At 60.0% G+C, this 26,653-nt stretch carries 33 protein-coding genes; 24 read left to right on the forward strand and 9 right to left on the reverse strand.

Features of this window, described 5'->3' with window-relative positions; translation table 11 throughout:
• Nucleotides 1-83 precede the first annotated feature (83 nt).
• From rplN to rplQ, 16 genes are all read left to right on the forward strand, one after another.
• On the forward strand, nt 84-452 hold the full coding sequence (gene rplN / locus ABID12_RS05070; protein ID WP_106313041.1) for a 50S ribosomal protein L14: 369 nt from the start codon (nt 84-86) through the stop codon (nt 450-452).
• Nucleotides 453-465: 13 nt separating this feature from the next.
• Entirely contained in the window at nt 466-777 is a 312-nt protein-coding gene (rplX, locus tag ABID12_RS05075) for a 50S ribosomal protein L24 (protein ID WP_106313044.1), read from the forward strand.
• Nucleotides 770-1,327: a 50S ribosomal protein L5 gene (rplE, locus tag ABID12_RS05080; protein WP_354433366.1), complete on the forward strand. Its 558-nt coding sequence runs from the start codon at nt 770-772 to the stop codon at nt 1,325-1,327. The genes rplX and rplE overlap by 8 nt, the downstream gene beginning before the upstream one ends.
• A gap of 32 nt (nt 1,328-1,359) precedes the next feature.
• Nucleotides 1,360-1,665: a 30S ribosomal protein S14 gene (gene rpsN / locus ABID12_RS05085; RefSeq protein WP_024708096.1), complete on the forward strand. Its 306-nt coding sequence runs from the start codon at nt 1,360-1,362 to the stop codon at nt 1,663-1,665.
• 11 nt (nt 1,666-1,676) lie between these two features.
• Nucleotides 1,677-2,075: a 30S ribosomal protein S8 gene (gene rpsH, locus ABID12_RS05090; RefSeq protein WP_354433367.1), complete on the forward strand. Its 399-nt coding sequence runs from the start codon at nt 1,677-1,679 to the stop codon at nt 2,073-2,075.
• A gap of 43 nt (nt 2,076-2,118) precedes the next feature.
• Nucleotides 2,119-2,652 carry a 50S ribosomal protein L6 gene (rplF, locus tag ABID12_RS05095; protein WP_319517348.1) on the forward strand — a complete coding sequence of 178 codons (534 nt, stop codon included), beginning with the start codon at nt 2,119-2,121 and terminating at the stop codon, nt 2,650-2,652.
• 12 nt (nt 2,653-2,664) lie between these two features.
• The gene (gene rplR / locus ABID12_RS05100) at nt 2,665-3,027 is read left to right on the forward strand and encodes a 50S ribosomal protein L18 (RefSeq protein WP_106313056.1); all 363 of its coding nucleotides are present in this window, start codon (nt 2,665-2,667) and stop codon (nt 3,025-3,027) included.
• Between the two features lie 171 nt (nt 3,028-3,198).
• Nucleotides 3,199-3,768 carry a 30S ribosomal protein S5 gene (rpsE, locus tag ABID12_RS05105; RefSeq protein WP_106313059.1) on the forward strand — a complete coding sequence of 190 codons (570 nt, stop codon included), beginning with the start codon at nt 3,199-3,201 and terminating at the stop codon, nt 3,766-3,768.
• 12 nt (nt 3,769-3,780) lie between these two features.
• Nucleotides 3,781-3,981 carry a 50S ribosomal protein L30 gene (gene rpmD / locus ABID12_RS05110; protein WP_106313062.1) on the forward strand — a complete coding sequence of 67 codons (201 nt, stop codon included), beginning with the start codon at nt 3,781-3,783 and terminating at the stop codon, nt 3,979-3,981.
• A 14-nt stretch (nt 3,982-3,995) separates the two neighbouring features.
• Nucleotides 3,996-4,472, forward strand: a complete 477-nt coding sequence (rplO, locus tag ABID12_RS05115) for a 50S ribosomal protein L15 (RefSeq protein WP_106313065.1) — start codon at nt 3,996-3,998, stop codon at nt 4,470-4,472.
• A 222-nt stretch (nt 4,473-4,694) separates the two neighbouring features.
• Complete coding sequence (gene secY / locus ABID12_RS05120; RefSeq protein WP_106313068.1) at nt 4,695-6,032, forward strand: preprotein translocase subunit SecY; 1,338 nt, start codon at nt 4,695-4,697, stop codon at nt 6,030-6,032.
• A complete protein-coding gene (locus ABID12_RS05125; RefSeq protein WP_354433368.1) occupies nt 6,029-6,679 on the forward strand; it encodes an adenylate kinase in 651 nt (216 codons plus the stop codon). Before secY ends, ABID12_RS05125 begins: the two co-directional genes overlap by 4 nt.
• Nucleotides 6,680-6,987: 308 nt before the next feature.
• Nucleotides 6,988-7,356: a 30S ribosomal protein S13 gene (gene rpsM / locus ABID12_RS05130; protein WP_106313074.1), complete on the forward strand. Its 369-nt coding sequence runs from the start codon at nt 6,988-6,990 to the stop codon at nt 7,354-7,356.
• A gap of 142 nt (nt 7,357-7,498) precedes the next feature.
• Nucleotides 7,499-7,888 (forward strand): 30S ribosomal protein S11, encoded by a 390-nt coding sequence (rpsK, locus tag ABID12_RS05135; RefSeq protein ID WP_106313077.1) that lies wholly within the window; start codon nt 7,499-7,501, stop codon nt 7,886-7,888.
• A 97-nt stretch (nt 7,889-7,985) separates the two neighbouring features.
• Nucleotides 7,986-8,996, forward strand: a complete 1,011-nt coding sequence (locus ABID12_RS05140; protein ID WP_106313080.1) for a DNA-directed RNA polymerase subunit alpha — start codon at nt 7,986-7,988, stop codon at nt 8,994-8,996.
• A 45-nt stretch (nt 8,997-9,041) separates the two neighbouring features.
• A complete protein-coding gene (gene rplQ, locus ABID12_RS05145) occupies nt 9,042-9,470 on the forward strand; it encodes a 50S ribosomal protein L17 (RefSeq protein ID WP_354433369.1) in 429 nt (142 codons plus the stop codon).
• A gap of 380 nt (nt 9,471-9,850) precedes the next feature.
• Here rplQ and ABID12_RS05150 read toward each other — a convergent pair whose 3' ends face one another.
• Nucleotides 9,851-10,666 (reverse strand): DUF817 domain-containing protein, encoded by an 816-nt coding sequence (locus ABID12_RS05150; RefSeq protein ID WP_354433599.1) that lies wholly within the window; start codon nt 10,664-10,666, stop codon nt 9,851-9,853.
• Nucleotides 10,667-11,273: 607 nt separating this feature from the next.
• On the opposite strand from ABID12_RS05150, the gene ABID12_RS05155 reads away from it, so the two are divergent.
• The gene (locus ABID12_RS05155) at nt 11,274-11,846 is read left to right on the forward strand and encodes a DoxX family protein (RefSeq protein ID WP_354433370.1); all 573 of its coding nucleotides are present in this window, start codon (nt 11,274-11,276) and stop codon (nt 11,844-11,846) included.
• Nucleotides 11,847-11,915: 69 nt separating this feature from the next.
• Here ABID12_RS05155 and msrQ read toward each other — a convergent pair whose 3' ends face one another.
• The gene (gene msrQ / locus ABID12_RS05160) at nt 11,916-12,569 is read right to left on the reverse strand and encodes a protein-methionine-sulfoxide reductase heme-binding subunit MsrQ (protein ID WP_354433371.1); all 654 of its coding nucleotides are present in this window, start codon (nt 12,567-12,569) and stop codon (nt 11,916-11,918) included.
• A gap of 8 nt (nt 12,570-12,577) precedes the next feature.
• Nucleotides 12,578-13,555, reverse strand: coding sequence for a protein-methionine-sulfoxide reductase catalytic subunit MsrP (gene msrP, locus ABID12_RS05165; protein WP_354433372.1), 978 nt, complete (start codon nt 13,553-13,555; stop codon nt 12,578-12,580).
• Between the two features lie 313 nt (nt 13,556-13,868).
• Between msrP and ilvD the strand changes: the two genes are divergently transcribed.
• The gene (gene ilvD, locus ABID12_RS05170; RefSeq protein WP_354433373.1) at nt 13,869-15,704 is read left to right on the forward strand and encodes a dihydroxy-acid dehydratase; all 1,836 of its coding nucleotides are present in this window, start codon (nt 13,869-13,871) and stop codon (nt 15,702-15,704) included.
• Between the two features lie 332 nt (nt 15,705-16,036).
• Here the strand turns inward: ilvD and ABID12_RS05175 are convergent, their stop codons facing one another.
• Nucleotides 16,037-16,393, reverse strand: a complete 357-nt coding sequence (locus tag ABID12_RS05175) for a MerR family transcriptional regulator (protein WP_354433374.1) — start codon at nt 16,391-16,393, stop codon at nt 16,037-16,039.
• An 83-nt stretch (nt 16,394-16,476) separates the two neighbouring features.
• On the opposite strand from ABID12_RS05175, the gene ABID12_RS05180 reads away from it, so the two are divergent.
• The gene (locus ABID12_RS05180; protein ID WP_354433375.1) at nt 16,477-17,295 is read left to right on the forward strand and encodes an alpha/beta fold hydrolase; all 819 of its coding nucleotides are present in this window, start codon (nt 16,477-16,479) and stop codon (nt 17,293-17,295) included.
• Between the two features lie 265 nt (nt 17,296-17,560).
• On the opposite strand, the gene ABID12_RS05185 is transcribed toward ABID12_RS05180, so the two are convergent.
• Nucleotides 17,561-17,929 (reverse strand): lysozyme inhibitor LprI family protein, encoded by a 369-nt coding sequence (locus tag ABID12_RS05185; RefSeq protein ID WP_354433376.1) that lies wholly within the window; start codon nt 17,927-17,929, stop codon nt 17,561-17,563.
• Nucleotides 17,930-17,952: 23 nt separating this feature from the next.
• Nucleotides 17,953-18,327, reverse strand: coding sequence for a lysozyme inhibitor LprI family protein (locus ABID12_RS05190; protein ID WP_354433377.1), 375 nt, complete (start codon nt 18,325-18,327; stop codon nt 17,953-17,955).
• 185 nt (nt 18,328-18,512) lie between these two features.
• Between ABID12_RS05190 and ABID12_RS05195 the strand changes: the two genes are divergently transcribed.
• From ABID12_RS05195 to ABID12_RS05210, 4 genes are all read left to right on the forward strand, one after another.
• Nucleotides 18,513-20,030: a sulfatase gene (locus ABID12_RS05195; RefSeq protein ID WP_354433378.1), complete on the forward strand. Its 1,518-nt coding sequence runs from the start codon at nt 18,513-18,515 to the stop codon at nt 20,028-20,030.
• A 192-nt stretch (nt 20,031-20,222) separates the two neighbouring features.
• Complete coding sequence (locus tag ABID12_RS05200; protein ID WP_354433379.1) at nt 20,223-21,629, forward strand: Do family serine endopeptidase; 1,407 nt, start codon at nt 20,223-20,225, stop codon at nt 21,627-21,629.
• Nucleotides 21,626-22,939, forward strand: a complete 1,314-nt coding sequence (locus tag ABID12_RS05205; RefSeq protein ID WP_354433380.1) for a replication-associated recombination protein A — start codon at nt 21,626-21,628, stop codon at nt 22,937-22,939. Before ABID12_RS05200 ends, ABID12_RS05205 begins: the two co-directional genes overlap by 4 nt.
• 76 nt (nt 22,940-23,015) lie before the next feature.
• Entirely contained in the window at nt 23,016-23,222 is a 207-nt protein-coding gene (locus ABID12_RS05210; protein ID WP_106312944.1) for a hypothetical protein, read from the forward strand.
• Nucleotides 23,223-23,307: 85 nt separating this feature from the next.
• On the opposite strand, the gene gpt is transcribed toward ABID12_RS05210, so the two are convergent.
• From gpt to ABID12_RS05225, 3 genes are all read right to left on the reverse strand, one after another.
• The gene (gene gpt, locus ABID12_RS05215) at nt 23,308-23,805 is read right to left on the reverse strand and encodes a xanthine phosphoribosyltransferase (RefSeq protein WP_354433381.1); all 498 of its coding nucleotides are present in this window, start codon (nt 23,803-23,805) and stop codon (nt 23,308-23,310) included.
• A 225-nt stretch (nt 23,806-24,030) separates the two neighbouring features.
• Nucleotides 24,031-24,873 (reverse strand): universal stress protein, encoded by an 843-nt coding sequence (locus ABID12_RS05220; protein ID WP_106312938.1) that lies wholly within the window; start codon nt 24,871-24,873, stop codon nt 24,031-24,033.
• Between the two features lie 150 nt (nt 24,874-25,023).
• Nucleotides 25,024-25,782: a competence/damage-inducible protein A gene (locus ABID12_RS05225; RefSeq protein ID WP_354433382.1), complete on the reverse strand. Its 759-nt coding sequence runs from the start codon at nt 25,780-25,782 to the stop codon at nt 25,024-25,026.
• A gap of 206 nt (nt 25,783-25,988) precedes the next feature.
• On the opposite strand from ABID12_RS05225, the gene wrbA reads away from it, so the two are divergent.
• Complete coding sequence (wrbA, locus tag ABID12_RS05230; protein WP_106312935.1) at nt 25,989-26,588, forward strand: NAD(P)H:quinone oxidoreductase; 600 nt, start codon at nt 25,989-25,991, stop codon at nt 26,586-26,588.
• Nucleotides 26,589-26,653 lie beyond the last annotated feature (65 nt).

Here is a 26,653-nt window from a genome sequence, read left to right on the forward strand (position 1 = left end):
GGCGCCTCGATACGTGTCGATTAAGCTGGTCTAGGGGGCAGAGGTGCCCAACCGGGCCGGTAACAACAAGAAGGCGACCTGATATGATTCAGATGCAAACAAACCTCGACGTGGCGGATAATTCCGGCGCACGTCGTGTCATGTGCATCAAGGTTCTGGGCGGCTCAAAGCGCAAATATGCCTCGATCGGCGACATCATCGTCGTATCGGTGAAAGAGGCTGTTCCGCGCGGGCGCGTCAAGAAGGGCGATGTGATGAAGGCCGTTGTCGTTCGCACGGCAAAGGACATCCGCCGCGCTGACGGCTCCGTCATCCGCTTCGACGGCAATGCCGCCGTTCTGATCAACAACAACAAAGAGCCGATTGGTACGCGTATCTTCGGGCCGGTTCCGCGCGAGCTGCGTGGCAAGAGCCATATGAAGATTATCTCCCTGGCTCCGGAAGTTCTGTAAGGGAGCGCGGAACATGCAGAGAATCAAAAAAGGCGACAAGGTCGTCGTCATCGCCGGTAAGGACAAAGGTCGTACCGGTGAAGTCGTTAAGGTTTTCCCGAAGGAAGACCGTGCCGTGGTTTCGGGCATCAATGTCGTGCGTCGCCATCAGAAGCAGTCGCAGACCGCCGAGGCCGGCATCATCACCAAGGAAGCACCGGTTCACCTGTCGAACCTCGCCGTTGCCGATCCCAAGGACGGCAAGCCGACCCGCGTCGGCTTCAAGGTCGAAGGCGAGACCAAGGTCCGCTATGCAAAGCGTTCGGGAGAAGTGATCGATGGCTGAAGCAAAGTATGAGCCGCGTCTGAAGACGGTATTCAACCAGTCCATTCGCGCGCAGATGCAGGAATCCTTCTCCTATGCCAACGAAATGATGATCCCGCGCCTGGACAAGGTCGTGATCAACATGGGTGTGGGCGAAGCCGTTGGTGACAGCAAGAAGCCGACCAATGCAGCAGCCGATCTTTCGGCGATTGCCGGCCAGAAGGCGATCATCACGCATGCACGCAATTCCATCGCCGGCTTCAAGGTCCGCGAAGGCATGCCGATCGGCGCCAAGGTGACGCTGCGCGACAACCGCATGTATGAATTCGTTGACCGCCTCATCAACATCGCGCTTCCGCGCGTTCGCGACTTCCGCGGCCTTAATCCGAAGAGCTTTGACGGCCGTGGCAACTTCGCCATGGGCATCAAGGAGCACATCGTGTTCCCGGAGATCGAATACGACAAGGTCGATCAGATGTGGGGCATGGATATCATCGTTTGCACGACGGCGAACACGGACGACGAAGCACGGGCGCTCCTGACAGCGTTCAACTTCCCGTTCCGCAAATAACCGTAACGACGAGCGTAGAAAAGGAAAACGACATGGCGAAAGTAAGCGCAGTCGAAAAGAACAAGCGCCGCCGCAAGACGGTCGCCCGGGACGCCGAGAAGCGTGCCGCGCTGAAAGCGATCATCAAGAACCAGGAACTGCCGATCGAAGAGCGGTTCCGCGCTTCCCTGAAGCTGGCGGAAATGCCCCGCGATGGCTCCAAGACGCGTATCCGCAACCGCTGCGAAGTATCCGGTCGTCCGCGTGCGTATTACCGCAAGCTGGGCATGTCCCGTATCGCACTTCGTGATCTCGGCAACACCGGCAAGGTGCCGGGTGTCGTCAAGTCGAGCTGGTAAGGAGGCGTCCAATGGCAATGTCTGATCCCCTGGGCGATATGCTCACCCGTATCCGCAACGGTGCTTCGCGCCGCAAGTCCTCCGTGACCACGCCGGCATCCAAGCTGCGCGCTCACGTTCTGGACGTGCTGCAGTCGGAAGGCTACATCCGCGGTTACACCCAGACCGAATTCGAAAACGGCAAGTCCGAAATCGAAATCGAGCTGAAGTATTATGAAAACGCATCGGTGATCCGCGAGATCGCCCGCGTTTCCAAGCCGGGCCGCCGGGTTTATGTCTCGGTCAGGTCCATTCCGCAGGTCGCAAATGGTCTGGGTATCACGATCCTGTCCACCCCCAAGGGTGTGATGGCTGATCACCAGGCACGCGAACAGAATGTTGGTGGTGAGGTTCTCTGCTCGGTCTTCTAAGGCTTTTTGCAGATCCTCCTAACGAAACAGACAGGTAGATAAAATGTCTCGTATCGGTAAAAGGCCCGTTCAGGTTCCGGCTGGTGTAACTGCGACCGTAGAAGGCCAGAAAGTCACAGCCAAGGGCCCCAAGGGCGAACTCTCCTTCGTCGCCAATGACGAAGTGAGCGTCAAGCTCGAGGACAACGCGATCGTTGTTGCCCCGATCAACCAGTCCAAGGACGCCCGCTCCAAGTGGGGCATGTCCCGGACCATGGTTGAAAACATCATCAATGGTGTCACCCAAGGCTACGAGCGCAAGCTCGAAATCAACGGCGTTGGTTACCGCGCGGCCATGCAGGGCAAGAACCTGCAGCTGTCGCTCGGTTTTTCCCACGAAGTTGTGTATCAGCCGCCGGAAGGCATCACGATCACCTGCCCGAAGCCGACGGAAATCACCGTTGCCGGCATCGACAAGCAGGTTGTCGGCCAGGTCGCTGCGAACATTCGTGAATATCGCGGTCCCGAACCCTACAAGGGCAAGGGCGTGAAATACGCGGAAGAGCGCATCGTCCGCAAGGAAGGCAAGAAGAAGTAAGGAACACGCGTTATGGCTAGCAGGAAAGAAACCATTGCACGCCGCGCCAGCCGCGTGCGCCGTCAGCTCAAGAAGGTGGCCAATGGCCGTCCGCGTCTGTCGGTCCATCGTTCTTCGAAGAACATCTACGCTCAGGTCATTGATGACACGGCAGGCCGCACGCTGGCAGCCGCTTCGTCGCTCGATGGCTCGCTGAAGTCTTCGCTGAAGACCGGCGCTGACCGCGCGGCGGCCGAAGCCGTTGGCAAGCTCATCGCAGAGCGCGCCACCAAGGCCGGCGTCAAGGAAGTCGTGTTCGATCGCGGCGCCTTCATCTTCCACGGTCGCGTCAAGGCTCTTGCCGACGGCGCCCGCGAAGGTGGTCTGAGCTTCTGATGAAGCGGTGCGCCCTCCAGGTGAGGGCGCCCATGAAATCCGGCCAAGGCGATACTGTTCCTTTCGAAGCAAGTCGCCTTCGGTCATTCACCGGCCGCCACCCTGTCAGCAATGACAGAAGCGGCTTTCGCATATGCCGATTGCACCCGGAAAAGAAAAAGGAACAGGACAATGGCACAGGACAGACGGGGATCGCGCGACGATCGCCACAACAGGGATGAGCGCGACAGCGAATTCGTTGACAAGCTCGTTGCCATCAACCGCGTCGCCAAGACCGTCAAGGGCGGTCGCCGCATGGGCTTTGCAGCACTCGTCGTCGTTGGTGACGGCAAGGGCCGCGTTGGCTTCGGTCACGGCAAGGCGCGCGAAGTACCGGAAGCCATCCGCAAGGCGACGGAAGCTGCCAAGCGCGAGATGATTTTCGTGCCGCTGCGCGACGGTCGTACGCTGCATCATGACGTCAAGGGCCGTCACGGCGCGGGCAAGGTTCTGCTGCGCACCGCCAAGGCCGGTACCGGTATCATTGCCGGTGGTCCGATGCGTGCCGTTTTCGAAACGCTGGGCGTTGCCGACGTGGTTGCCAAGTCAACCGGTTCGTCCAACCCCTACAACATGGTTCGCGCCACGTTCGACGCTCTCAAGAGCCAGATGCATCCCAAGGACATCGCAGCACAGCGTGGCCTTAAGTACGCTACGCTCCAGGCTCGCCGCCAGGCCGCCGGCGCTGTTGTCGACGAGTAAGGGGAGGCAAACATGGCCAAAGCTAGCACCAAGAAGACTGTCACCGTTGAGCAGATCGGCAGCCCGATCCGCCGTCCCGCCGTGCAGCGCCAGACGCTGATCGGTCTCGGTCTCAACAAGATGCATCGTGTACGCACGCTGGAAGATACCCCGGCTGTTCGCGGCATGATCAACAAGGTCGCCCATCTCGTGCGCGTCGTCGACGAGAAGTGAGACGGGAGTAGATTATGAAACTCAATGAAATCAAGGACCGCGAAGGCGCAACGCATTCGAAGAAGCGCGTCGGCCGTGGCATTGGCTCGGGCTCCGGCAAGACCGGCGGCCGTGGCGTCAAGGGTCAGAAGTCGCGTTCGGGCGTTGCCATCAACGGTTTCGAAGGCGGTCAGATGCCGATCTATCGCCGTCTGCCGAAGCGTGGTTTCACCAACATCTTCGCCAAGAACTTCACCGAAGTATCGCTGGGCCGCCTGCAGGCTGCCGTCGATGCCAAGAAGCTCGATGCCAAGAAGACGGTGACTGCCGAAGCGCTGAAGGAAGCCGGTGTGATTCGCCGCGTGAAGGACGGTGTACGCGTCCTCTCCGACGGCGAGCTGAAGGCGAAGCTCACGCTTGAGGTTGCAGGCGCATCCAAGACGGCGATCGAGAAGATCGAAAAGGCCGGCGGTTCCATAACCGTGCTGGCCGGCGCCAAGAACGCTGAGTAAATAGCGCCGATTTGAAAAATGATCGCCCGGAGTGCTTCACACCGGGCGTTTTTTCTTCCATATGTGCCTCGACCACCGGCCGGCCTCGATCGTTCGTGTCCAGCGGGTGGTTTATCGCGAAGGCCGGTGAGCGCCCGTTGAGGGCTGCATGACGGCCCGGGCGATTTGGCACTTAATCGCATCGGGCGCTGCGCGCGGCCGTGCGGCGACGCGGAGATACGCATGGCTTCTGCAGCGGAACAACTTGCATCCAACCTCAATTTCTCGACCTTCGCGAAAGCGACGGATCTGAAGAAGCGCATCTGGTTTACCCTGCTGGCGCTTCTGGTCTACCGGCTCGGCACGCATATTCCGCTTCCCGGCATCAACCTCGATGCCTATGCGCAGGCTTTTCAGGGTCAGTCCGAGGGCATCCTCGGCATGTTCAACATGTTTTCCGGCGGCGCCGTGCAGCGCATGGCGATCTTTGCCCTGGGAATCATGCCCTATATCTCGGCTTCCATTATCGTGCAGCTCATGACGGCGGTGGTGCCGTCGCTTGAAGCGCTGAAGAAGGAAGGCGAGCAGGGACGCAAGATCATCAACCAGTACACCCGTTACGGTACGGTGGTGCTGGCCACGGCCCAGGCCTACGGCATCGCGATCGGTCTGCAGTCCGGTAACAATCTGGTCAACAATCCCGGCTGGTTCTTCATTCTGTCCACGGTTGTCACGCTGGTCGGCGGCACCATGTTCCTGATGTGGCTCGGCGAGCAGATCACCTCGCGTGGCATCGGCAACGGTATTTCGCTGATCATCTTTTCGGGCATTGTCGCCGGTCTTCCCGCTGCTGTCGGCAACATGCTGGAACTGTCGCGCGTCGGCTCGATTTCGGCCTTTGTCGCCGTCGGTATTCTGGTCGTGGTCATTGCCGTGTTCGCGCTGATCGTGTTTGTCGAGCGCGCCCAGCGCCGCCTGCTGATCCAGTATCCGAAGCGCCAGGTCGGCAACCGGATGTTCCAGGGCGATACCTCGCACCTTCCGCTGAAGCTCAACACCTCGGGTGTTATTCCGGCGATCTTTGCCTCCTCGCTGCTGCTGCTGCCGGCAACGCTGGCCGGCTTCTCCTCGAGCGAACTGCCGGGCTGGGCGACCAGCATCATCACCGCGCTCGGTCACGGGCAGGCGCTCTATATGGTCGCCTATGGTGCGCTGATCGCGTTCTTCGCATTTTTCTACACCGCCATCGTCTTCAACCCGAAGGAAACTGCGGACAATCTGAAGCGTCATGGCGGCTATATTCCGGGCATCCGTCCCGGTGAACGCACGGCCGAGTATATAGACTATGTTCTGACTCGCATTACCGTGGTCGGTGCGATCTATCTGGTGTTCGTGTGCATCCTGCCGGAAATCCTGGTGGCGCGCACGGGCGTTTCCCTGGCGCTGGGCGGCACCTCGCTGCTCATCATCGTCAGCGTCACGCTGGATACCGTATCGCAGATACAGGGACATCTGATCGCCCAGCAGTATGAAGGGCTGATCAAGAAATCGAAATTGCGGGGAGGAAAGAGGGGACGATGAGACTGATACTTCTGGGACCGCCCGGCGCCGGCAAGGGCACGCAGGCGCAGCGTATAGTCGCCAATCATGGCATTCCGCAGCTTTCGACCGGAGACATGCTGCGTGCAGCCGTCGCCGCTCAGACTGAGGTCGGCAAGAAGGCCAAGGCCGTGATGGATGCCGGGGGGCTGGTGTCCGACGATATCGTCATCGCCATCGTTTCGGAGCGAATCGATCAGCCCGACTGCAAGGATGGTTTCATCCTCGACGGTTTCCCGCGCACGCTGGTTCAGGCCGATGCCACCGGCAAGATGCTGGAAGCCAAGGGCCTCGACCTTGATGCCGTGATCGAAATCCAGGTGGATGACGAGACGCTGACGGAACGCATTGCCGGTCGTTACAGCTGCGCCAAGTGCGGCACGGGTTATCACGACGAATTCCACAAGCCCGCTGTAGACGGTGTCTGCGACAAGTGCGGCTCGACGGAATTCAAGCGCCGGCCCGACGATGACCGCGAGACCGTCGAAAAGCGCCTGCAGGCCTATTACAAGGAAACAGCGCCGCTGATCGGCTATTACTACGCCAAGGACAAGCTGACATCGGTTGACGGCATGGCCGATATGGACGCCGTAACCGCCAGCATCGAGAAGGTTCTGGCAGGCGTGTGATTCTGTTGTGCGACACCGTGTCTGAGACAGGTGTTGCCTGAGAAGAACGAATTATGTGCGTCCGGCTGTCCCCTGGGGCTTCGGGCGTTACAAAAGTAAAGGAAATGGTTGCATTGAGGCGCTGTTTCCGCTATGAGCGCTCCAACTCGCAACACTGGGCAAAACCGTTGAAGTCCTTTTTATTTCGATCAGGACGGGGTTTTCTACGGAAATTTGTTGCGTCAGAGCTATTTAAGGCGGGCAGCCCCGTCGAAAGAAACCGGCAGTTTCCGCTAGCTGCCCAATAGATAATGCTAAGGAGAATCGGCGTGGCTCGTATTGCTGGCGTCAACATCCCGACTGCCAAGCGCGTTGTTATCGCGCTGCAGTATATTCACGGGATTGGACCGAAATTTGCACAGGACATCTGCGCTGCAGCTAACATTCCGGCAGAGCGCCGGGTGCATGAGCTGACGGATGCGGAAGTTCTGTCGATCCGTGAACAGATCGACCGTGACTACATGGTCGAAGGTGATCTGCGTCGCGAGAACTCGATGAACATCAAGCGTCTGATGGACCTTGGCTGCTACCGCGGCCTGCGTCATCGTCGTGGCCTTCCGGTCCACGGCCAGCGCACGCACACCAATGCCCGTACCCGCAAGGGCCCGGCAAAGGCGATTGCAGGCAAGAAGAAGTAATTTTCGGATTTCATTAATCCGGATGAAGCCGGCGGTTTGACGCCGGCTTTCTGCGTGAATGACCAGGTGACGGCAAAAGCCCGAACCTCGTCGGTGGAGCCGCTGGGATTACGGCGGTGAAGAGATCAACGGAAGGAAGATCATGGCCAAGGAAGCCACCCGCGTTCGCCGTCGCGAGCGCAAGAATATTTCGTCGGGCGTTGCCCACGTCAACTCGTCGTTCAACAACACGATGATCACCATCACGGATGCACAGGGTAATGCAATTGCCTGGTCGTCCGCTGGCGCTCAGGGCTTCAAGGGTTCGCGCAAGTCGACCCCGTTTGCTGCCCAGATTGCTGCTGAAGACTGCGCCAAGAAGGCTCAGGAACACGGCATGAAGTCGCTTGAAGTGGAAGTCTGCGGTCCCGGTTCGGGTCGTGAGTCGGCTCTGCGTGCCCTGCAGGCAGCCGGTTTCGTCATCACTTCCATTCGCGATGTCACGCCGATCCCGCACAATGGTTGCCGTCCGCGCAAGAAGCGCCGCGTCTGATTAACTGTCAATTTGCTCCGGTCTTTCCTTATGGGATGCCGGTTCTACGAAGGTCGGCCGTCACGATTGGATAGTGCGGCGAACGAAAGGTAGAAATATGATACAGAAAAACTGGCAGGAACTGATCAAGCCGAACAAGGTGGAATTCACCTCGAGCGGTACGAAGAAGGTGACGCTCGTCGCCGAGCCGCTGGAACGCGGTTTTGGCCTGACGCTCGGCAATGCGCTTCGTCGTGTTCTTCTGTCGTCGCTGCGCGGCGCTGCCGTGACTGCGGTTCAGATCGACGGTGTTCTGCATGAATTCTCGTCGATCCCGGGCGTTCGCGAGGACGTCACCGATATCGTCCTGAACATCAAGGAAATCGCCATCCGCATGGAAGGCGACGAGGCCAAGCGCATGGTTGTGCGCAAACAGGGCCCCGGCGTTGTCACCGCAGGCGATATCCAGACTGTTGGCGATATCGAGATCCTCAACCCCGGCCTCGTTCTCTGCACGCTCGATGAAGGCGCTGAAATCCGCATGGAATTCACCGTCAACAACGGCAAGGGCTATGTGCCTGCAGAACGTAACCGCGCGGAAGATGCGCCGATCGGTCTCATTCCGGTCGACAGCCTCTATTCGCCGATCCGCAAGGTTTCCTACAAGGTCGAGAATACCCGTGAGGGACAGGTTCTCGACTATGACAAGCTGCTGATGACGATCGAGACGGACGGTTCGGTCTCCGGTGAAGACGCGGTTGCCTTTGCAGCCCGCATTCTCCAGGACCAGCTTTCGGTCTTCGTCAACTTCGAAGAACCGCAGAAGGATCAGGAAGAGGACGATGTCACCGAACTCGCCTTCAACCCGGCTCTTCTGAAGAAGGTCGACGAGCTGGAACTTTCGGTCCGTTCGGCCAACTGCCTGAAGAACGACAACATCGTCTACATCGGCGATCTCATCCAGAAGACCGAAGCCGAAATGCTGCGTACGCCGAATTTCGGTCGGAAGTCCCTGAACGAGATCAAGGAAGTGCTGGCCTCCATGGGCCTGCATCTGGGCATGGAAGTGCCGGCCTGGCCGCCGGAAAATATCGAAGACCTCGCAAAGCGTTACGAGGATCAGTATTAAACGTCATACTGCGGGCTGACCGCCTGCAAGTGAAGGAGAATAGCAATGCGCCATAAGAATGCAGGCCGCAAGCTGAACAGAACGGCAAGCCATCGCAAGGCGATGTTTGCCAACATGGCCGTCTCGCTCATCGTACATGAGCAGATTGTCACGACGCTGCCCAAGGCCAAGGAAATCCGTCCGATCGTTGAAAAGCTGATCACGCTCGGCAAGCGCGGCGATCTGCATGCCCGCCGTCAGGCGATCGCGCAGGTCAAGGATGTCGAAGCCGTCAAGAAGCTGTTCGACGTTCTGGCTTCCCGTTACGCCGAGCGTAACGGCGGCTACACCCGCATCATGAAGGCCGGCTTCCGCTACGGCGACAATGCCCCGCTCGCCGTCATCGAATTCGTTGACCGCGACGTGAACGCCAAGGGCGCAGCCGACAAGGCCCGCGTCGAAGCCGAAGCCGATTCGGAAATGGAAGCCGCGTAAGACGCGCTTTCAGTTTTGAGACTTTGAAGAGCCGGGGGCGAAAGCCTCTGGCTTTTCTGTTGAATGCTTCAACCCGCCATTGCCGTCATGCCGGGCTTGTTCCGTCGCTGTCGTGTCATGCTTTGGCTTGACCACCCGTGGCTGGTCTGGTGATCCGGCCAGTATTCCAGCCTCTCTGTTGATCGCAACCTCAACGGCTTGTGTCATCCTCGTGCTTGACACGAGGATCCAGTCACAGTTGCGGCGACAAAGGCGACTGAGTTCATGGCTCAGCGGATCATACCGGCAAGTCAACGTCAGAGGTGAAGTGGTACGTGGATCCTCGTGTCAGGCACGAGGATGACGCCTGAGAGAGGCGTGAATGCGAACCCTAAACCTTCTCACCGCGGAATATGAACCGTCTCCCGCACATGCTTCAGCGAGACGACGATGGTAAACGTCATGATCACCAGCAGCGTCCATGAGCTCCATTTGCCGAGGTGAACGGTCGACCATGCGCCGATCTGGTCGGGATACTGCCAGATAGCGAAGAAGGTGGAGATGTTTTCCGCAAGCCAGATGAAGAAGCCGATCAGGATGAAGGCGAGCAGCATCGGCATCTTTCGGTCGCGATCATAGGGGCGGAAGATCACGGTGGCCCGGGCATAAAGGCCGATGGCAAGGGCTGCGATATACCAGCGGTAATCGCCGATGAAATGGTGAGTAAAGAAGTTGGCGTAGATCAGAAGCGCCACCAGCGCGGCCATCCAGTAGGGCGGGTGGTGCAGGATGCGCACCTGAAGGATGCGCCAGGCCTGAATGATATAGCTGCCGACGGCGGCATACATGAAGCCGGAAAACATCGGCACGCCGAAAAGCTTGGTATAGGCGAAATCGGGATAGGACCATGACTGGATGGCGCCCGATGTCTTGAACACTTCCAGCGCAAAGCCGACGACATGAAACAGGCAGATTGCCCTGAATTCGTCCCATGTCTCCAGCCCGAGCCGGATCATGGCGAACTGTATCGCAAGCGCGATGACCAGCAGGACATCATAGCGCGGCAGGCCCATGATCCCTTCGCGCGGCACGATGAAGATCGAGACGAAGAACAGTCCGGCAAACAGGCACGCACGTGCCTCCTTGAGGCCGAAGAACAGGAACTCGACACAGAAGCGGCGGATGCCCCTGAGTCCCGGCGCCGGCGCGATATCCATGAGCCATGTGTCGAGCGAGCCGATGAGCGGCAGTGAAATTGTGCGCAAGTCAGGTCCCTGATGCTGGTGCTGTTGCCCGCGATGAAGCTAGCGGGGGCTATGCGGCGAAAGCATGGCGCTTAACACAGGCCGCCGGTATTCGCGAGGTTTGTCTTGCTGTGCCGCCACTAGTGAGACCGCTCCAAGAGTATTGCGGTCAGCGTTCCGGCCTTTCTTATGGCCATAAGCTTCCCACTTGCGTCATCCTCGTGCTCGACACGAGGATCCATGTCCTTCCCCAACACGTGATGCTGGTTGCCGGTTTGATGATCTGAACCACATAAAGCTCAATCATTTTATTGCCGCAACTGTGATTGGATCCTCGGGTCGAGCCCGAGGGTGACACATGAGAGTGTAGCGCCGACCTCCATGCGGCATAGAGCGTCGGGCGAAAAACGGATACCGGTTTGGGCGCGCTTCGCAGTCCTTTCACTTCGTAAGTCAAGCCTTCAAAAGGTGAACGGACTGTTCAGGTTTTCCCCGTCCGGAATTTGATCCCGGTCAACTTTTCCGGGCGCGTTCTGCCTATCTTGTGGGCATCGAACACCTGCTTTATGGGGACTGAAAAATGAGCGATATCACTTTTAAAAACGAACCGGCGCGGCTTTACTTTCCGTTTCTTGCCGGTTTTTATGACCGGGTTGCCCAGCCGCTGGCCTGGGTTGCTTTCCGTGTTGCCATTGGCGGTCTTCTCGCCATCGAGGGCTGGCCGAAGATCACCCATCCGATGGGGCAGGTGGGGTTTGTCGAAAACCTGCATTTCTACCCTGGCTGGCTCTGGTCGCCGACACTTGCCGCCATCCAGTTCTTCGGCGGCATATTGATCGTGCTGGGCCTTTTCACCCGTGCCGCCGCGCTGGCGAATGCGGTCATGCTGGCGATCACGATCGTGTTCCACTACACCCATCCCTATGGCCATGCCTTTCTGACCCCGGCGGGTATTGAGGCTTTGACAACACATGCGGAGTTTTTCACCAGCGCCGCACAGCGCCGGCTTGCCGATGGCGGCCATGCCTTCCTTGAACTGGCGCAGGGAAAGGCGGAACAGGATTCGTGGTTCTGGGCTGGCGGTGCGTTCCTCTTTGCGGCATTCGGCGGCCGCTATTTCGCACTCGACAATATGATGAAGAAGATTTTCTGACTGCCATCTGCAGAACAGCGCGAACGGGCCGGGCATTTTGCACCGGCCCGTTGGCTTCAGGGATATCCGTCAGGCCGCCATACGGGCGGCTTTTTTGCGTGCGCGTCTGCGCTCCATCAGCCAGGGCCGTACGACCCGGTAGCCCAGAAGCAGAACCACCGCGGCGATATAAAACATGATTTCCGGGCCGATGACCTTGCGGCTCATGGCAAAGTGAAGCGTGCCCAGCGCCGCGATCACATAGACGAGCTTGTGCAGGCGGATCCAGTTCTGCTTCAGCTTGCGGATCGCGTAATTGCTGGAGGTCAGTGCCAGCGGCACGAGCAGGATTAGCGCCAGCATGCCGAAGGTGATGAACGGGCGCTTGATGACGTCCTGAACGACCACGGCGAGGTTCATCTGCTGGTCGAGCACCAGATAGACCAGGAAATGGAACGAGACGTAATAAAAGCCGAGCAGGCCCAGCGCGCGGCGAAAGCGCAGCAGGTTGATGCCGGCAAGGTCCTTCAGCGGCGTGACGCAGAGGGTGAGCAGGATGAACCGCAGCGCCCAAATGCCAAGCAGGTGTTCAAACGTCTTGACCGAATCGACCCCGAGCCGGTTGGTGGCGCCAAGCCAGAAATACCAGATCGCTGGCAGAAGGCCGACCGCGTAGAGCGCCCAGACGGGGGCGGAGCGCTTCAGGCTCTGGCCTTTGCGCTTTTTCGGTTTTGTTGCTTTCATCGCCGGGCTCAGTAGTTTTTCTTCAGGTCCATGCCGGCGTAAAGGCTTGCAACCTCATCGCCATAGCCATTGAACATCTGCGTATCGATGCGCTTGCCGCCGCCGAAAAGGCCGCCACCTTCGCCGATGACGCGTTCGCTCGCCTGGCTCCAGCGCGGATGCGGCACGTTGGGGTTCACATTGGCGTAAAAACCATATTCATGCGGGGCCAGCAGGTTCCAGCTGTTGGGCGGCTGGGTGTCGGTCAGCGTGATCTTTGTGATCGACTTGATGCCCTTGAAACCGTATTTCCACGGCACGACAAGACGCATCGGCGCGCCGGACTGGTTGAGCAGCGTCTTGCCGTAAAGCCCGACGGCAATGATGGTCAGCGGGTGGTTGGCCTCGTCCAGCCGCAGACCTTCGACATAGGGCCACGGCATGGGCTGGCCGAAACCGCTCTGGCCGGGCATTTCCTTCGGCCGCACCACGCCCTCGAAGGCGACATATTTCGCCGAACCCGTCGGCTCGGCCATATCGATGATGGATTTCAGCGGAATGCCGACCCATGGAATGACCATCGACCAGGCTTCGACACAGCGCATCCGGTAGACGCGGTCCTCCAGCGGGAATTTCGTCAGCAGGGTTTCGATATCCACCGTCTGCGGCTTTTGCACCATGCCGCCGATTTCGAATGTCCAGGGATAGGGCTTGAAATCCTCCGAATTTCTGAACGGATCGGCCTTGCCGATGCCGAATTCGTAGAAATTGTTATAGTGGGTAATATCCTCGAAACTGGTCTCGGCGCGCTTCGGTTTGGGAAAGGGGCCGGGAACGGTTTTCAGGCTCTCGCCCTGCGCCAGCTTCGGGGGCGCGGCAAAGGCGCCCGGCGCGGCGGCAAAGGTTGCGCCTGCGGCCAGACCGGCAAGCAGGGTGCGCCGGTTGATATAGAGATGCTCCGGCGTAATTTCCGAAGCCGGAATGTGCGGCGGTTTGTAGGCGGACATCAGCATGCCTCCTTCACGGCTTGTGAATTCTGCTATGAACAACTACGCATGAAGATTGCCTATAGTTTGCCCGATCACAATAAACATCGGAACCACGTTTTCGTGTTCGCGTTGTGAGAAAGCCGAAGAAGCAGGGGAAATGAACCGTACCGGAGAGTACCGTTTTCCCGCCAAGCGATAGTGACAGGCCTCTCAAATTACGTTACCAAACGCCAAACGAGGCGCATAAACGCGAAAAATGCGAGCGGTGCTTACGAGGAGGGCCCTTGAACGGGCCGGCATCAGACGCCCGGATTTTAAGAAAGGAAGCCCCATGCCAGCCTATCGTTCCAGAACGACGACACACGGACGTAACATGGCCGGCGCGCGCGGTCTGTGGCGCGCAACCGGCATGAAGGAAGGCGATTTCGGCAAGCCGATTATCGCCGTGGTCAATTCATTCACCCAGTTTGTGCCCGGTCACGTGCATTTGAAGGACCTCGGCCAGCTTGTCGCGCGCGAAATCGAAAGCGCCGGCGGCGTTGCCAAGGAATTCAACACCATTGCCGTCGATGACGGCATCGCCATGGGCCATGACGGCATGCTCTATTCGCTGCCCTCGCGCGAAATCATCGCCGACAGCGTCGAATACATGGTCAACGCCCATTGCGCCGATGCGATGGTGTGCATTTCCAACTGCGACAAGATCACCCCCGGCATGCTGATGGCCTCGCTGCGCCTCAACATTCCGACGATCTTCGTTTCCGGCGGCCCGATGGAGGCCGGCAAGGTGGTGCTCAACGGCAAGGAACAGGCGCTCGATCTGGTCGACGCCATGGTCGCTGCCGCCGACGACCGGATTTCCGACAGCGACGTGCAGTCGATCGAGCGCTCGGCCTGCCCGACCTGCGGTTCGTGCTCCGGCATGTTCACTGCCAATTCGATGAACTGTCTGACGGAAGCGCTCGGTCTTTCGCTGCCGGGCAACGGCTCGACGCTCGCCACCCATGCCGACCGTCGCCGCCTGTTCGTCGAGGCCGGTCACCAGATCGTCGATCTCGCCCGCCGTTGCTACGAGCAGGACGACGAGACCACGCTGCCGCGCAATATCGCCAGCAAGGCCGCATTCGAAAACGCGATGACGCTCGACATCGCCATGGGCGGGTCGACCAATACGGTGCTGCATATTCTCGCAGCCGCCCATGAGGCCGAACTCGACTTCACCATGGACGATATCGACCGGCTGTCGCGCCATGTGCCGTGCCTGTGCAAGGTCGCGCCCGCCAAGAACGATGTTCACATGGAAGACGTTCACCGCGCCGGCGGCATCATGGCCATTCTCGGCGAGCTGGACAGGGCAGGGCTGATCAAGCGTGAAAGCCCCACGGTTCACGCCGCAACGCTGGGTGATGCCATCGACCAGTGGGATATCGTGCGCACCAATTCCGAAAGCGTGCGCAATTTCTATCTGGCAGCTCCCGGCGGGGTTCCCTCGCAGCAGGCGTTCTCGCAGGAACGCCGCTGGTCCGAACTCGATCTCGACCGCGTGTCCGGCGCGATCCGCAATGCCGAGCATCCTTTCTCCAAGGATGGCGGGCTTGCCGTGCTGACGGGCAATATCGCGCTCAATGGCTGCATCGTGAAGACGGCCGGCGTTGACGAAAGCATCCTGAAATTCTCAGGCCCCGCGGTCGTCTACGAAAGCCAGGATGCAGCGGTGAAGGGTATCTTGTCCAACGAGGTCAAGGCCGGCGATGTCGTCGTCATCCGTTACGAAGGGCCGAAGGGCGGGCCGGGCATGCAGGAGATGCTGTATCCGACCAGCTATCTGAAATCCAAGGGCCTCGGCAAGGATTGTGCGCTGATCACCGACGGGCGTTTTTCCGGCGGCACGTCGGGCCTGTCCATCGGCCATGTCTCCCCGGAAGCGGCCAATGGCGGCGCCATCGGTCTGGTGCGCCCCGGCGACATGATCGATATCGACATTCCCGGCCGCACCATCAGCCTGCGCATTTCGCCGGCCGAACTGGAAGCCCGCCGCACCGCGCAGGATGAAAAGGGCTGGAAGCCCGAAGGCCCGCGCCGCCGCAAGGTAACCACGGCGCTGAAAGCCTACGCCGCCTTCGCCGCCAGCGCCGACAAGGGCGCGGTCCGGATTTTGCCTGAATAAGGTGTGGCATTGGTTTTGTGATGACAAAGGGCGCGGGGCTTCGGCTCCGCGCCCTTTGTGTGTCGGTAAAGCTCTCCCTTCCGCCCTCTCCCTCTCGTCCTCTCCGGCGTCATCCTCGGGCTTGACCCGAGGATCCATGCGTCTCTCCGCACGACAAGCGTGAGCAGTTGGCCCCAGTCGTTATGATATTGGGAGCTGGCGCCGCTCATTGTTTGCGACAAACGAGACTGGATCCTCGGGTCAAGCCCGAGGATGACACCGAGTAGGGCAGCACGGAGCTTTCAGCTCTGCACTTTTTTACACGTGGATGGCCCCGCAGACCGGCAGTACCGTCAGGCGTGCGCGCGCATTTCTTCGTAATAGCTGCCCAGCATGTCGCGGCTCTGGCGGAAGCCGTTGATGCGCTCTTCCAGCGCCTGCATTTCGCGTTCCATCGCTGCCATCAGCTCCGGGCATGGGTGCAGGATCGGGCCTTCGCTGCGCAGGCAGGGCAGGAAACGGCGGATGAAGTCCAGCTTCAGTCCTGCCTCGCTGAGGGTGCGGACGGCCTGGACGATCCGCTCATCCTCCGTGCTGTAATCGCGATAGCCGGAGGCGCGGCGTGCGGGCGAGATCAGCTTCTCCGCTTCGTAGTAGCGCAGCATCCGGATGGAGACGCCGGTGCGTCTGGACAATTCGCCAATCTGCATTTTGATCTCCGATATCGCTTGACCCTGACAGTTATGTCAGGGTTTATGCCGATACGCAACTCAACGGAAAAAGGAGTTGCATCATGCATTTCACCACATTCGAAGGCGCCAGCGTCGGGTATCGCAGGGAGGGGCGAGGTCCGGCTCTGGTGCTGGTTCATGGCACGGGTGGCGATAGTGAAGGCAATTGGAGCGCAGTTGCCGCCGAGCTTTCGAAAGACTTTACGGTCATCCGCCCTGACTATTCAGGCTCGGGACAAACGAAAGACGACGGGCGGAGGCTGACGGTGGACTATCTTGCCGGTCAGGTACTGGCAGCGGCCGACGATGCCGGCGCGGATCGCTTTTCGCTGGTGGGATTTTCGCTCGGGGCCGCCATTGCGGCGCGGATTGCGGCGGATCATGCCGCGCGGGTCGGCGATCTGGTTCTGATTGCCGGCTTCTCGAGACCCGACCCGCGCCTGAAGCTGCAGTTTAAACTCTGGCGCGATCTGATTGCGACTGACCGCGCGGCTATGGCCCGGCTGATCCTGCTGACCGGTTTCAGCCCCGATGCGCTTTCCGGCTGGGGCGATGATGCTGTCGAACAGGCGGTCAAGGCGATGGTCGAAACCCAGGATTGGCAGGGCATGGCCCGGCAGGTGGCGCTTGATCTTGCGCTGGACGTCACCGACGCGGCCGACCGGATCACGGCCCGCACGCTGGTTGTCGGCAACAAACATGACCACATGGTGCCGCCCGCCCATGCGCGTGCGCTTGCCGCGTTGATCCGGGATGCCGCCTATGTCGAACTGCCGGCCGGCCACCTTGTGCCAATGGAACGGCCGGATCTGACAGCAGAGGCGATCAGGCATTTTCTTGTCGGCCTGTCCACGGCACCAACGGCGCAGGTTCACGACTGACCGAAAGAACATCCGTCTTCCAGTTTGTTGATAAAGCTCGCTTCACCCTCATTCGTCATACCGGCCTTGAGCCGGTATCCAGTAAGCGCAAGTCCTTGCGCGCAAAGACTCTTCTGGAAGCGCACAACAAGCGGCCCTGGATACCGGCTCAAGGCCGGTATGACGGCGGGGGATAGGCAGAGCTGTGATTGCTTACAGGCTTTGTCGACAAGCCGAGGCGCGGATCGCCAGACCCGCGCCTTCTTTCGGATCGGCCGTTTGCCGTTCAGTCGAACTTTTCAAGCGCGTTGATGCGGCGCGAATAGGCTTCCGTAAGGCAGGCCTTGTCGGTTCCGCAGGCATTGCGTTCCTTCAGCCATGCCTCCTGCGCCTTGTGCTGTTCGCTGACAAAGGCCGGCTGCGCGCCGCGCAGCTCGTGGTAATAGAGGTTCACCATTTTTGTATCCATGGCGCTCAGGCGCGGTGAATCGCAGATGGTGACTTCGGTGCCCGTCAGGTTGCCTTTGGCGCAGTCATAGCTGGCCGCTTTGGCGCTGCCATGGCCGTCGATCGGGGTGATGGCGGCGAGTGCGGCAAATGAAAACCCGAAAATCGCAGGAATGGCCGCTTTCGCCATTTTATGAACGATACCCATCGGTGGTCTCCTTTTTCGAAAGATCAGATCGGCTTGTCGATGCCGTCGTAAAGCTTCTGCAACTGGTCGATGCGGGTGTCATAGGCCTTTTCGATGCAGGCAACATCCGTGCCGCAGGCTTCACGCTCCTTCAGCCAGGCTTTCTGGTTGTCGGCCATATTGCCGGACATGCCCATGGCAAACAGGCCCTTGAGCATGGTGTACATGGTCGCCATCTTCACGTCGTCGTCGTTGAGCGTCAGGTTGGCGCAGATGGTTTTTTCATTCGCGGTGAGTCCGGAAGCGGAACAGTCGAAGCTTGCCGCTTTTGCCGGCGCGCCCGTCAGGGCCATGCCCGAAACGACGAAAAGCGATGCGGCTAGTGTGAGCGCCGGTATCCGGCGGATCGTCCGTGTCATGAAATTTCCTCCTTCAGTTTGTGGTGACAATGCGCCTTATACCCGGTGTTTTTATGACATTCGGGCGGGCATTGTGATCATTTCGCGACAGAGCATCTTATCGCGGAACTTAACCCGGGATGAACGGTTTGGGAAAAATCCCGGGCGTGATCCGGGGTGTTATCGTTTCCAAAATGGAGAGCATTATGGCGTTTTCGATTTCACGCCGGGGTCTTTTGACCGGTACCGCCGCCGGTGTCGGCCTGGGATTCGTGGGCAGCGCGATGGCTGCCGAACCACAGCAGAAAATCAATATTTCAAGAACGGCCGCCCGGTCGGATAAACCGAATGTCATTCTCATCGTCACCGACACCACCCGCCGCGATCATATCGGCGCCTATGGCAACAGCTGGATGCGCACGCCAAGCCTCGATCATCTCGCCTCGCAGAGCCTGAGATTTACCCGTGCGGTGCCCGAAGCCATGCCGACAGTGCCCGCCCGCCGCTCCATTCACAGCGGCATGCGCACCTTTCCCTTCCGCGACTGGGAAAAACGCAGCGGCAATAAATCGGGCGTGTGGGGCTGGCAGCATATTCCCGATGACCAGCCGACGCTGGCAGAACAGCTTTCAGGGGCCGGTTACACCACCATGCTGGTTTCCGACGTGCCGCACACCTTCAAGCCGTCGATGAATTTTGCCCGCGGCTTCAAGGTCATGCAGTGGATACGCGGGCAGGAGGGCGACGACTATATGCCCATCTGGATGGCCGACGACCGGTTTCTCGACCGCTACATGTACCAGACCGCAGGCGGCAAGGACTTGACGTCGAAGGGCGACAATCTGATGCTTGCCAACGAGCTGAGGCAGTATCTGGCCAACAATGTCGACCGCGACGGAGAGGAGGATTATCTTGCCGCCCGCGTGTTCCGCACGGCATCGCGGATGGTCGAGAATGTGCCCCCGGAAGAACCGTTCTTTCTGGCAATCGATTCCTTCGACCCGCATGAGCCGTGGGATGCCCCCCGCCATTATGCCGATTATTACGACGACCCGGACTGGAACGAGCCGGAGCCGGTTTCCCCGCGTTATGGCAAGAGCGATTATCTGACCGAGCGGCAGCTGAAACGGATGCGTGCGCTCTATGCCGGCGAAATCACCATGGTCGACCGCTGGATCGGCTATTTCCTCGAACGGGCGGAGCAGACCGGCCTCCTCGATAATACGCTTGTGATCATGACCAGCGACCACGGCATGGCGCTTGGCGAGCATGGCGCGCTCGGAAAACCGTCCTTTGCGCTGTGGCCGGAAATGACCGATACGCCGTTCTTCATCCGCCATCCTGACGGCAAGCGGGCAGGGGAGGCCATGGACTATTTCGCCTCCACCCACGATATCGCGCCGACGATCCTCGCTTTTGCCGGGGTGACGCCGAAAACCGAACTCGACGGCACGAACCTGATGCCGACGCTGGACGGAGAGATGCCGGAGGATCCGCGCGAACATTTCACCTCGGGCATGAATGATTACGTCTGGGCGTCCGACCGCAAGTTCACGCTGATTGCCAAGAATGATGGCACAGAGGCCAGGCTATACGATATCGTTGCCGACCCGGAACAGATGAACGACATTGCCGCCGACAACCCCGATGAGGTCAAGCGCCTTTACGACCTTGTGGTGAAGGATGCGGGCGGCGCACCGCTGCCGCATTACGATCAGGGTTAGTTCCGCGAACCTGCTGGGTGGGCCTGTCCGGCCCGCTTTTGCGCCGGCGGCAGACCCGCCGGCGTTTACTTTCATTACGTCTTGTTCATGCTGTTGCCCATTTTTCACCGCATATGGGGCGATGATAGCCCTTGCATTTTCCGGGCTTTCCGGTTCCTGAATACAAAATCCATTTGAGAAGACAGGTAACAGATGACCGCACATTTTACCCGCATATCCGCAGCGGTGCTTTTGGCAGGCGTGGCGTTTTCGGTGCAGCCGGCTTTTGCCGACACCAGGACGGTGCCTTCGAACGAAGCGCAGGTGCAGCTGTCGTTTGCCCCGCTGGTGAAACAGACGGCACCGGCTGTCGTCAATGTCTATGCCGAGCGCATGGTTCAGCGCCGGATGTCGCCGCTTTTTTCCGATCCGTTTTTCAGCCGGTTTTTCGGCAACCAGATGCCGGGACGCTCTGAACGCCAGACATCGCTCGGCTCCGGCGTGATCGTCACGGAAAACGGCATGGTGATCACCAATAATCATGTGATTGCCGGCGCGGATGATGTGCGGGTTGCGCTTTCCGACGGGCGGGAATTTCCCTGCAAGGTGCTTTTGAAGGACGACCGCTACGATCTCGCCGTGCTGAAGATCGAGGCTGACGAAGACTTTCCGACCGTGCCGATCGGCAATTCCGATACGGTCGAGGTCGGCGATCTCTCGCTTGCCATCGGCAATCCGTTTGCCGTCGGCCAGACGGTGACCAGCGGCATCATATCGGGCCGGGCGCGCAATGCGGTCAATGATGGCGAATTCGGCTTCTTCCTGCAGACGGACGCGGCGATCAACCCCGGTAATTCCGGCGGCGCGCTGTTGAACATGAATGGAGAACTGGTCGGTATCAATACGGCGATCTTTTCTTCCGGCGGCGGATCGAACGGCGTCGGCTTTGCCATTCCCGCCAATATGGTGAAGGTGTTTCTGGACGCGGCCGAAAGCGGCGAGACGCACTTTCAGCGGCCCTATGTCGGCGCCACATTCGGGCCGGTATCCTCCGATATCGCCGAGGCGCTTGGGCTGAAGGCGGCGCGCGGCGCCATCGTTTCGGCGATCCGTCCGGGAAGCCCGGCGGAAAAGATCGGGCTTGAGACCGGTTCGGTGATCACCGCCGTCAATGATATCCCGGTCGAACACCCCGATGCGCTGCTCTACCGGCTGACGGTGGCCGGAATCGGCAATACCGCCGACCTGACCGTCGAGCGCAATGGCGCGGTCACCCATGTAGCGCTGCCGCTTGCGCTTGCGCCGGAAGACCCGCCGCGCGATACCCGTGTCATCGGCGGCGCATCGCCGTTTTCCGGTGTTACAGTGGAAAACATCTCGCCACGTGTGGCCGAGGAGTTGCGCCTTTCCGGGATCAGTGATGGAGTGGTTGTGAGCAATGTTGAACAAGGCACGCCAGCCGCGCGGATCGGCTTTGCAAAGGGCGACGTGATTGTCGCTGTGAACGGCGAAGAAGTCGATTCGACCCAGACGCTGGAAGCCGAGGCGGATCAGGAACCCGGCGCCTGGCGTCTCACTATCAATCGCGGCGGCAGGATGATAAACCAGATTTTCAGATGACCGACCTGTTTGCCCCGCACGTCCCCGAAGATATCGAAAACAAGCGGCCGCTTGCCGACCGCTTGCGGCCGAAATCGCTTGCCGAGGTCACCGGGCAGCCGCATCTGACCGGCCCCGATGGCGCGCTGACGCGCATGATCGGCGCCGGCTCTCTCGGCTCGATGGTCTTCTGGGGGCCGCCGGGCACCGGCAAGACCACGGTGGCGCGGCTTTTGTCCGGCGAGGCGGATCTGGCCTTCGAACAGATTTCGGCGATCTTTTCCGGCGTGGCGGATCTGAAGAAGGTGTTCGAGACGGCGCGGGCCCGCCGCATGAACGGGCGCCAGACGCTGTTGTTCGTCGACGAAATCCATCGCTTCAACCGCGCCCAGCAGGACAGTTTCCTGCCGGTGATGGAAGATGGCACCATCATTCTCGTTGGCGCGACCACCGAAAACCCCTCCTTCGAGCTGAATGCAGCTCTTCTATCGCGCGCGCGGGTGCTGACCTTCCGCTCCCATGACGCCGAAAGCCTGGCCGAACTGATGAAACGGGCGGAAGAGGCCGAGGGCAAGGCGCTGCCGCTGGATGATGCCGCGCGTGAAACGCTGGTGATGATGGCAGACGGCGACGGCCGCGCGATCCTGACGCTGGCCGAGGAGGTCTGGCGTTCAGCCCGTGCCGATGAGCGGCTTGATCCGCAAAGCCTGATGAATATCGTTCAGCGCCGTGCGCCGATCTATGACAAGGGGCAGGACGGCCACTACAATCTGATCTCCGCCCTGCACAAATCCGTGCGCGGTTCGGACCCGGATGCCGCGCTCTACTACCTTGCCCGCATGCTTGATGCCGGCGAGGACCCGCTTTACATCGGCCGCCGGCTGGTGCGTATGGCGAGCGAGGATATCGGCCTTGCCGATCCGCAGGCGCTGCCGATCGTGTCTGCTGCCAAGGACGCCTATGACTATCTCGGTTCGCCGGAAGGCGAACTGGCGCTGGCGGAGGCCTGCGTCTATCTCGCCACGGCGCCGAAATCGAACTCGGTGGAAGTGGCCTTTCATGCGGCGATGGCGGCGGCAAAACAGCACGGCTCGCTGATGCCGCCCAAACATATTCTCAATGCGCCGACAAAGCTGATGAAAGAGCAAGGCTATAACGCCGGCTACCGTTACGACCACGACGAGCCGGATGCCTTTTCGGGGCAGGATTATTTTCCCACGGAAATGGGTCGGCAGAAATTCTACCACCCGCCAGAGCGCGGTTTCGAGCGCGAAATCAACAAGCGTCTGCAGTGGTGGGAGAAGTTGCGGCGCGAGCGCAACGGCTCCTGAGGCCTTTTCGGCAGGGTCGGCGGGGAACCCTTTTCTTCATGTTGCGTTTACCATGCAACACGAAGGGATAACAGCTATGGATAATCTGCCCGCACGCGTTCTCGCCTATATTGTCATCGCCGTCGGCTTTGCCGCGGTTGCCTCGACGATACTCGTGGTACCGCCGCTTTACGATGCACGTATTTTCCTGCTGCCGGCAATGCTGCTGATTGCCTGGATTGCCGGTCCGGTCCTGACCCACTATCTCAGGCCCGCCGCACGCACCCGTCTCCGCAAGCGGTGATACCCCTGCCGCGCGACGCAAACGCCCGACCGGAAGGGAAGCCGGTCGGGCGTTTGTTGTTTAAGAATATTGAGAAGAGGGCCTGTTACTGCGCCGGCCCCTTCTTGATCGGCTCCTGATAGGTGAAGCCCATATCCCAGGGGAAATAGATCCAGGTGTCCTGGCTGACTTCGGTGACGAAGGTGTCGACGGTCGGCACGCCCTTGGGCTTGGCATAGATGCAGGCGAAATGCGCTTTCGGCAGCATGTCGCGGACCTCGCGGGCCGTATTGCCGGTGTCCGTCAGATCGTCGACGATCAGCACGCCTTCGCCGCCGGTCTTCGTCAGTTCCTCAGAAATGCCCTTGAGAAGCTTGGTTTCGCCCTGGCTGGTATAGTCGTGATAGCTGGCGATGCAGACCGTCTCGATCAGGCGGATTTCCAGTTCGCGCGAGATCACCGCTGCCGGCACCAGCCCGCCGCGGGTGACGCAGACGATAGCGTGGAACGTCTGGTCAAGGCCGGACAGACGCCATGCCAGTGCGCGGGCATCGCGGTGGAACTGATCCCAGGTAACGGGAAAGGCTTTATCGGGAAGGGACATGTGAGGCTCCGGAGCACGATGACGCTGAAATAGGGGGCCGGGCGATCAAACCGTCCGGTCTTGGCATCCGTCCTGCTCCGGGGCGCTGTCGTTGGCGCCAGCTGAACCCTTGGGCAGCAGACATTCTGCCGTTGGGCATCGCTATTAGCCGTATTCACCCGTAAAAGGCAAGACGCACGGGGCCTCAGCCACCGGAAAGATGATCCGTTGCCGTGCGGCGTCCCGTCAGCGCGACATCAAGGTTGCCGCCGTCATCGATTCCAGCAGGGTGCGGGTCACGCCGCCGAACAGCAATTCCCACAGCCGCGAATGGGTATAGGCTCCCATGACCAGAAGATCGACGGAATTGTCCGACAGGCGGTTTTCGATGATCGTTGCTGCCTGTGCCTTGTCGGCATGGGCGCTGGTGGCGGTGACATTGACGCCGTGGCGGGCAAGCGTCGCCGCGATTTCCGCACCCGACAGTCCGCTTTCCTGATCCTCGCCATCATGCGGGTTGACCGAAAAGATCTCGACTTCGGCTGCCTTTTCCAGAAACGGCAGGGCGTCGAACGTGGCCCGGGCGGCCTCGCGCGAACCGTTCCAGGCCACCATCACCCGGCTGAAGGGTTTGGCGACCTTGTCGACATGCGGCACAAGCAGAACCGGCCTTCCGCTTTCGAACAGGAAGCTCTCGAAATCGGAGCGGACATCCCCGGGCGCGTCCGGGCTTACCTGTGGCGCGATGATGAGATCGCAGGAGCGGGCGCTGTCGATCACCGAAGAACCGGCAAAACCGGCGGCCGACACGATCTTGCGCCATTCATGCGACAGGTCCTCGCGCATGAGCCGCTTGCGGAAAATCTCGCCGAGTTCGGCGCTGCGCTTTTCGGCCATGTCCTGAAGCGACTGGATCGAAACCGGGTCCGGTATCTCCATCGGCGCGATGATCGGTGTCGGATTGACGGTCTCGGCGTGAAGGCCGATGAGGTGAGCATCGAAAGACCGGACGATTTCAACGGCGTAGTCCAGAAAACCGCCGGCCTGTGCCGGGGATTCCATGACGGCGAGTATGGTCTTGTAGGTCATCTGAAACACTCCTCTCGGGCTTGGCTCCCCACCCGTACAAAGCGCCGGCAACCGATTGGCAGTGCCGGCTGTTGCTGCGCTGACAGTTTATTCCTATTGCCGGAAAATGCGAAGGGCCGAAACACACCTTTCGGATAACGGCGGCGGAAATCAGTGCGCCGTCATCGCGCCCAGCATGGCGTGGATATCGGCCGCCGCCGCCGCGACGTCTGCTGCCGCCCTGGCGCGAATGACCAACTGCGTGCGGAAACCGTCGCTGGAAAAGCGCGGATAGGAGCCAATGGAGGTTTTCGGATGGGCCTTCTGGATTTCGGCGAGCCGGGTGCCGATATCGCCCTCGCCGAACGGGCATTCGATGGTTTCCGAGATCAGCGGCGTTCCCCCTTTCAAGGTGGGGATCACATTGGCGAGCATCGCCTCGAAAATGCTCGGCACGCCGGCCATCACATGAACATTGCCGATTTTGAAGCCGGGCGCGGCGGAAACCGGATTGTCGATCAGCGTTGCGCCTTCGGGCATGCGGGCCATGCGCTGGCGCGATTCGTTGAAATCGATGCCGCGGCGTTTGTAGTGCGCCGTCAGCAGCGCCATGGCCTTTTCGTTGTAGATGCAGGGCACGCCGAAGGCGGCGGAGACCGAGTCGGCGGTGATGTCGTCATGCGTGCCGCCGATGCCGCCGGAGGTGAAAACATAGGTGTAGCGGGACCGCAACGCATTGACCGCATCGACAATCGCGGCCTCGTCATCGGCGACGATCCGCACCTCCTTCAAGCCGATGCCGGCAAGCGTCATCGCGTCTGCCAGATGGCCGATATTCTTGTCCTTGGTCCGTCCGGACAGGAGTTCATCACCGATGGCCAGCATGGCCGCGGTCGGATTGTCGTTGTCGTTCATTGTCGTGGAATCCATGGTTCTGTTGCAGCAGGCGTTTGCGTCTTGTTGTGGACCTTCCCTTGTGTTTCTTCAAGACCGTGGCAGTGTGCGGGTTTCGAAGCTTTTAGCGCCCTCCGATGGGTGAACAGTGCGTCTATTGCATGACGTCTGGACACTGCATGCCTGCCCGCCCTATCTCGGGTACAGATTTTCGAGCCAACCCAAGTGGAGTTCTCATCAAAATGGCTAAAGTTCTCGTTCTTTACTATTCGGCCTATGGCCACATCGAAGCCATGGCCAAGGCCGTTGCCGAAGGCGCTGCGTCCGAAGGTGCAGACGTGACCATCAAGCGCGTTCCCGAACTGGTTCCCGAAGACGTTGCCAAGGCATCGCACTTCAAGCTCGACCAGGAAGCGCCGATCGCCGATCCGAACGAGCTCGACCAGTATGACGCCGTGATCTTCGGCGCCGGCACCCGTTTCGGCACCATGGCCTCGCAGATGCGCAACTTCGTAGACCAGGCCGGTGCGCTCTGGGCCGCCGGCAAGCTCGTCGGCAAGGTCGGCTCGGTGTTCACATCGTCGGCCACACAGCATGGCGGCCAGGAATCGACCATTCTCGGCTTCGTGCCGACGCTTCTGCATTTCGGCATGGTCGTTGTCGGTCTGCCCTATGCCTTCGCCGGCCAGATGGGTGTTGACGAGATCAAGGGCGGCACGCCTTATGGCGCCTCCACCATCACCGACGGTGACGGTTCGCGCATGCCGTCTGCAGTCGAACTCGAAGGCGCGCGCTTCCAGGGCGCACATGTTGCCAAGATCGCGGCCAAGGTTTCCGCCTGATCGCATCCTCTTTGAAATGAATGCACGCGCGGCTCCCACGGGGCCGCGCGTTTTCGTTCCCCGGC

Origin of the sequence: Martelella mangrovi (genome assembly GCF_040545495.1) — a bacterium.
In the GTDB taxonomy this organism is placed as follows: Bacteria; Pseudomonadota; Alphaproteobacteria; order Rhizobiales; family Rhizobiaceae; genus Martelella; species Martelella mangrovi.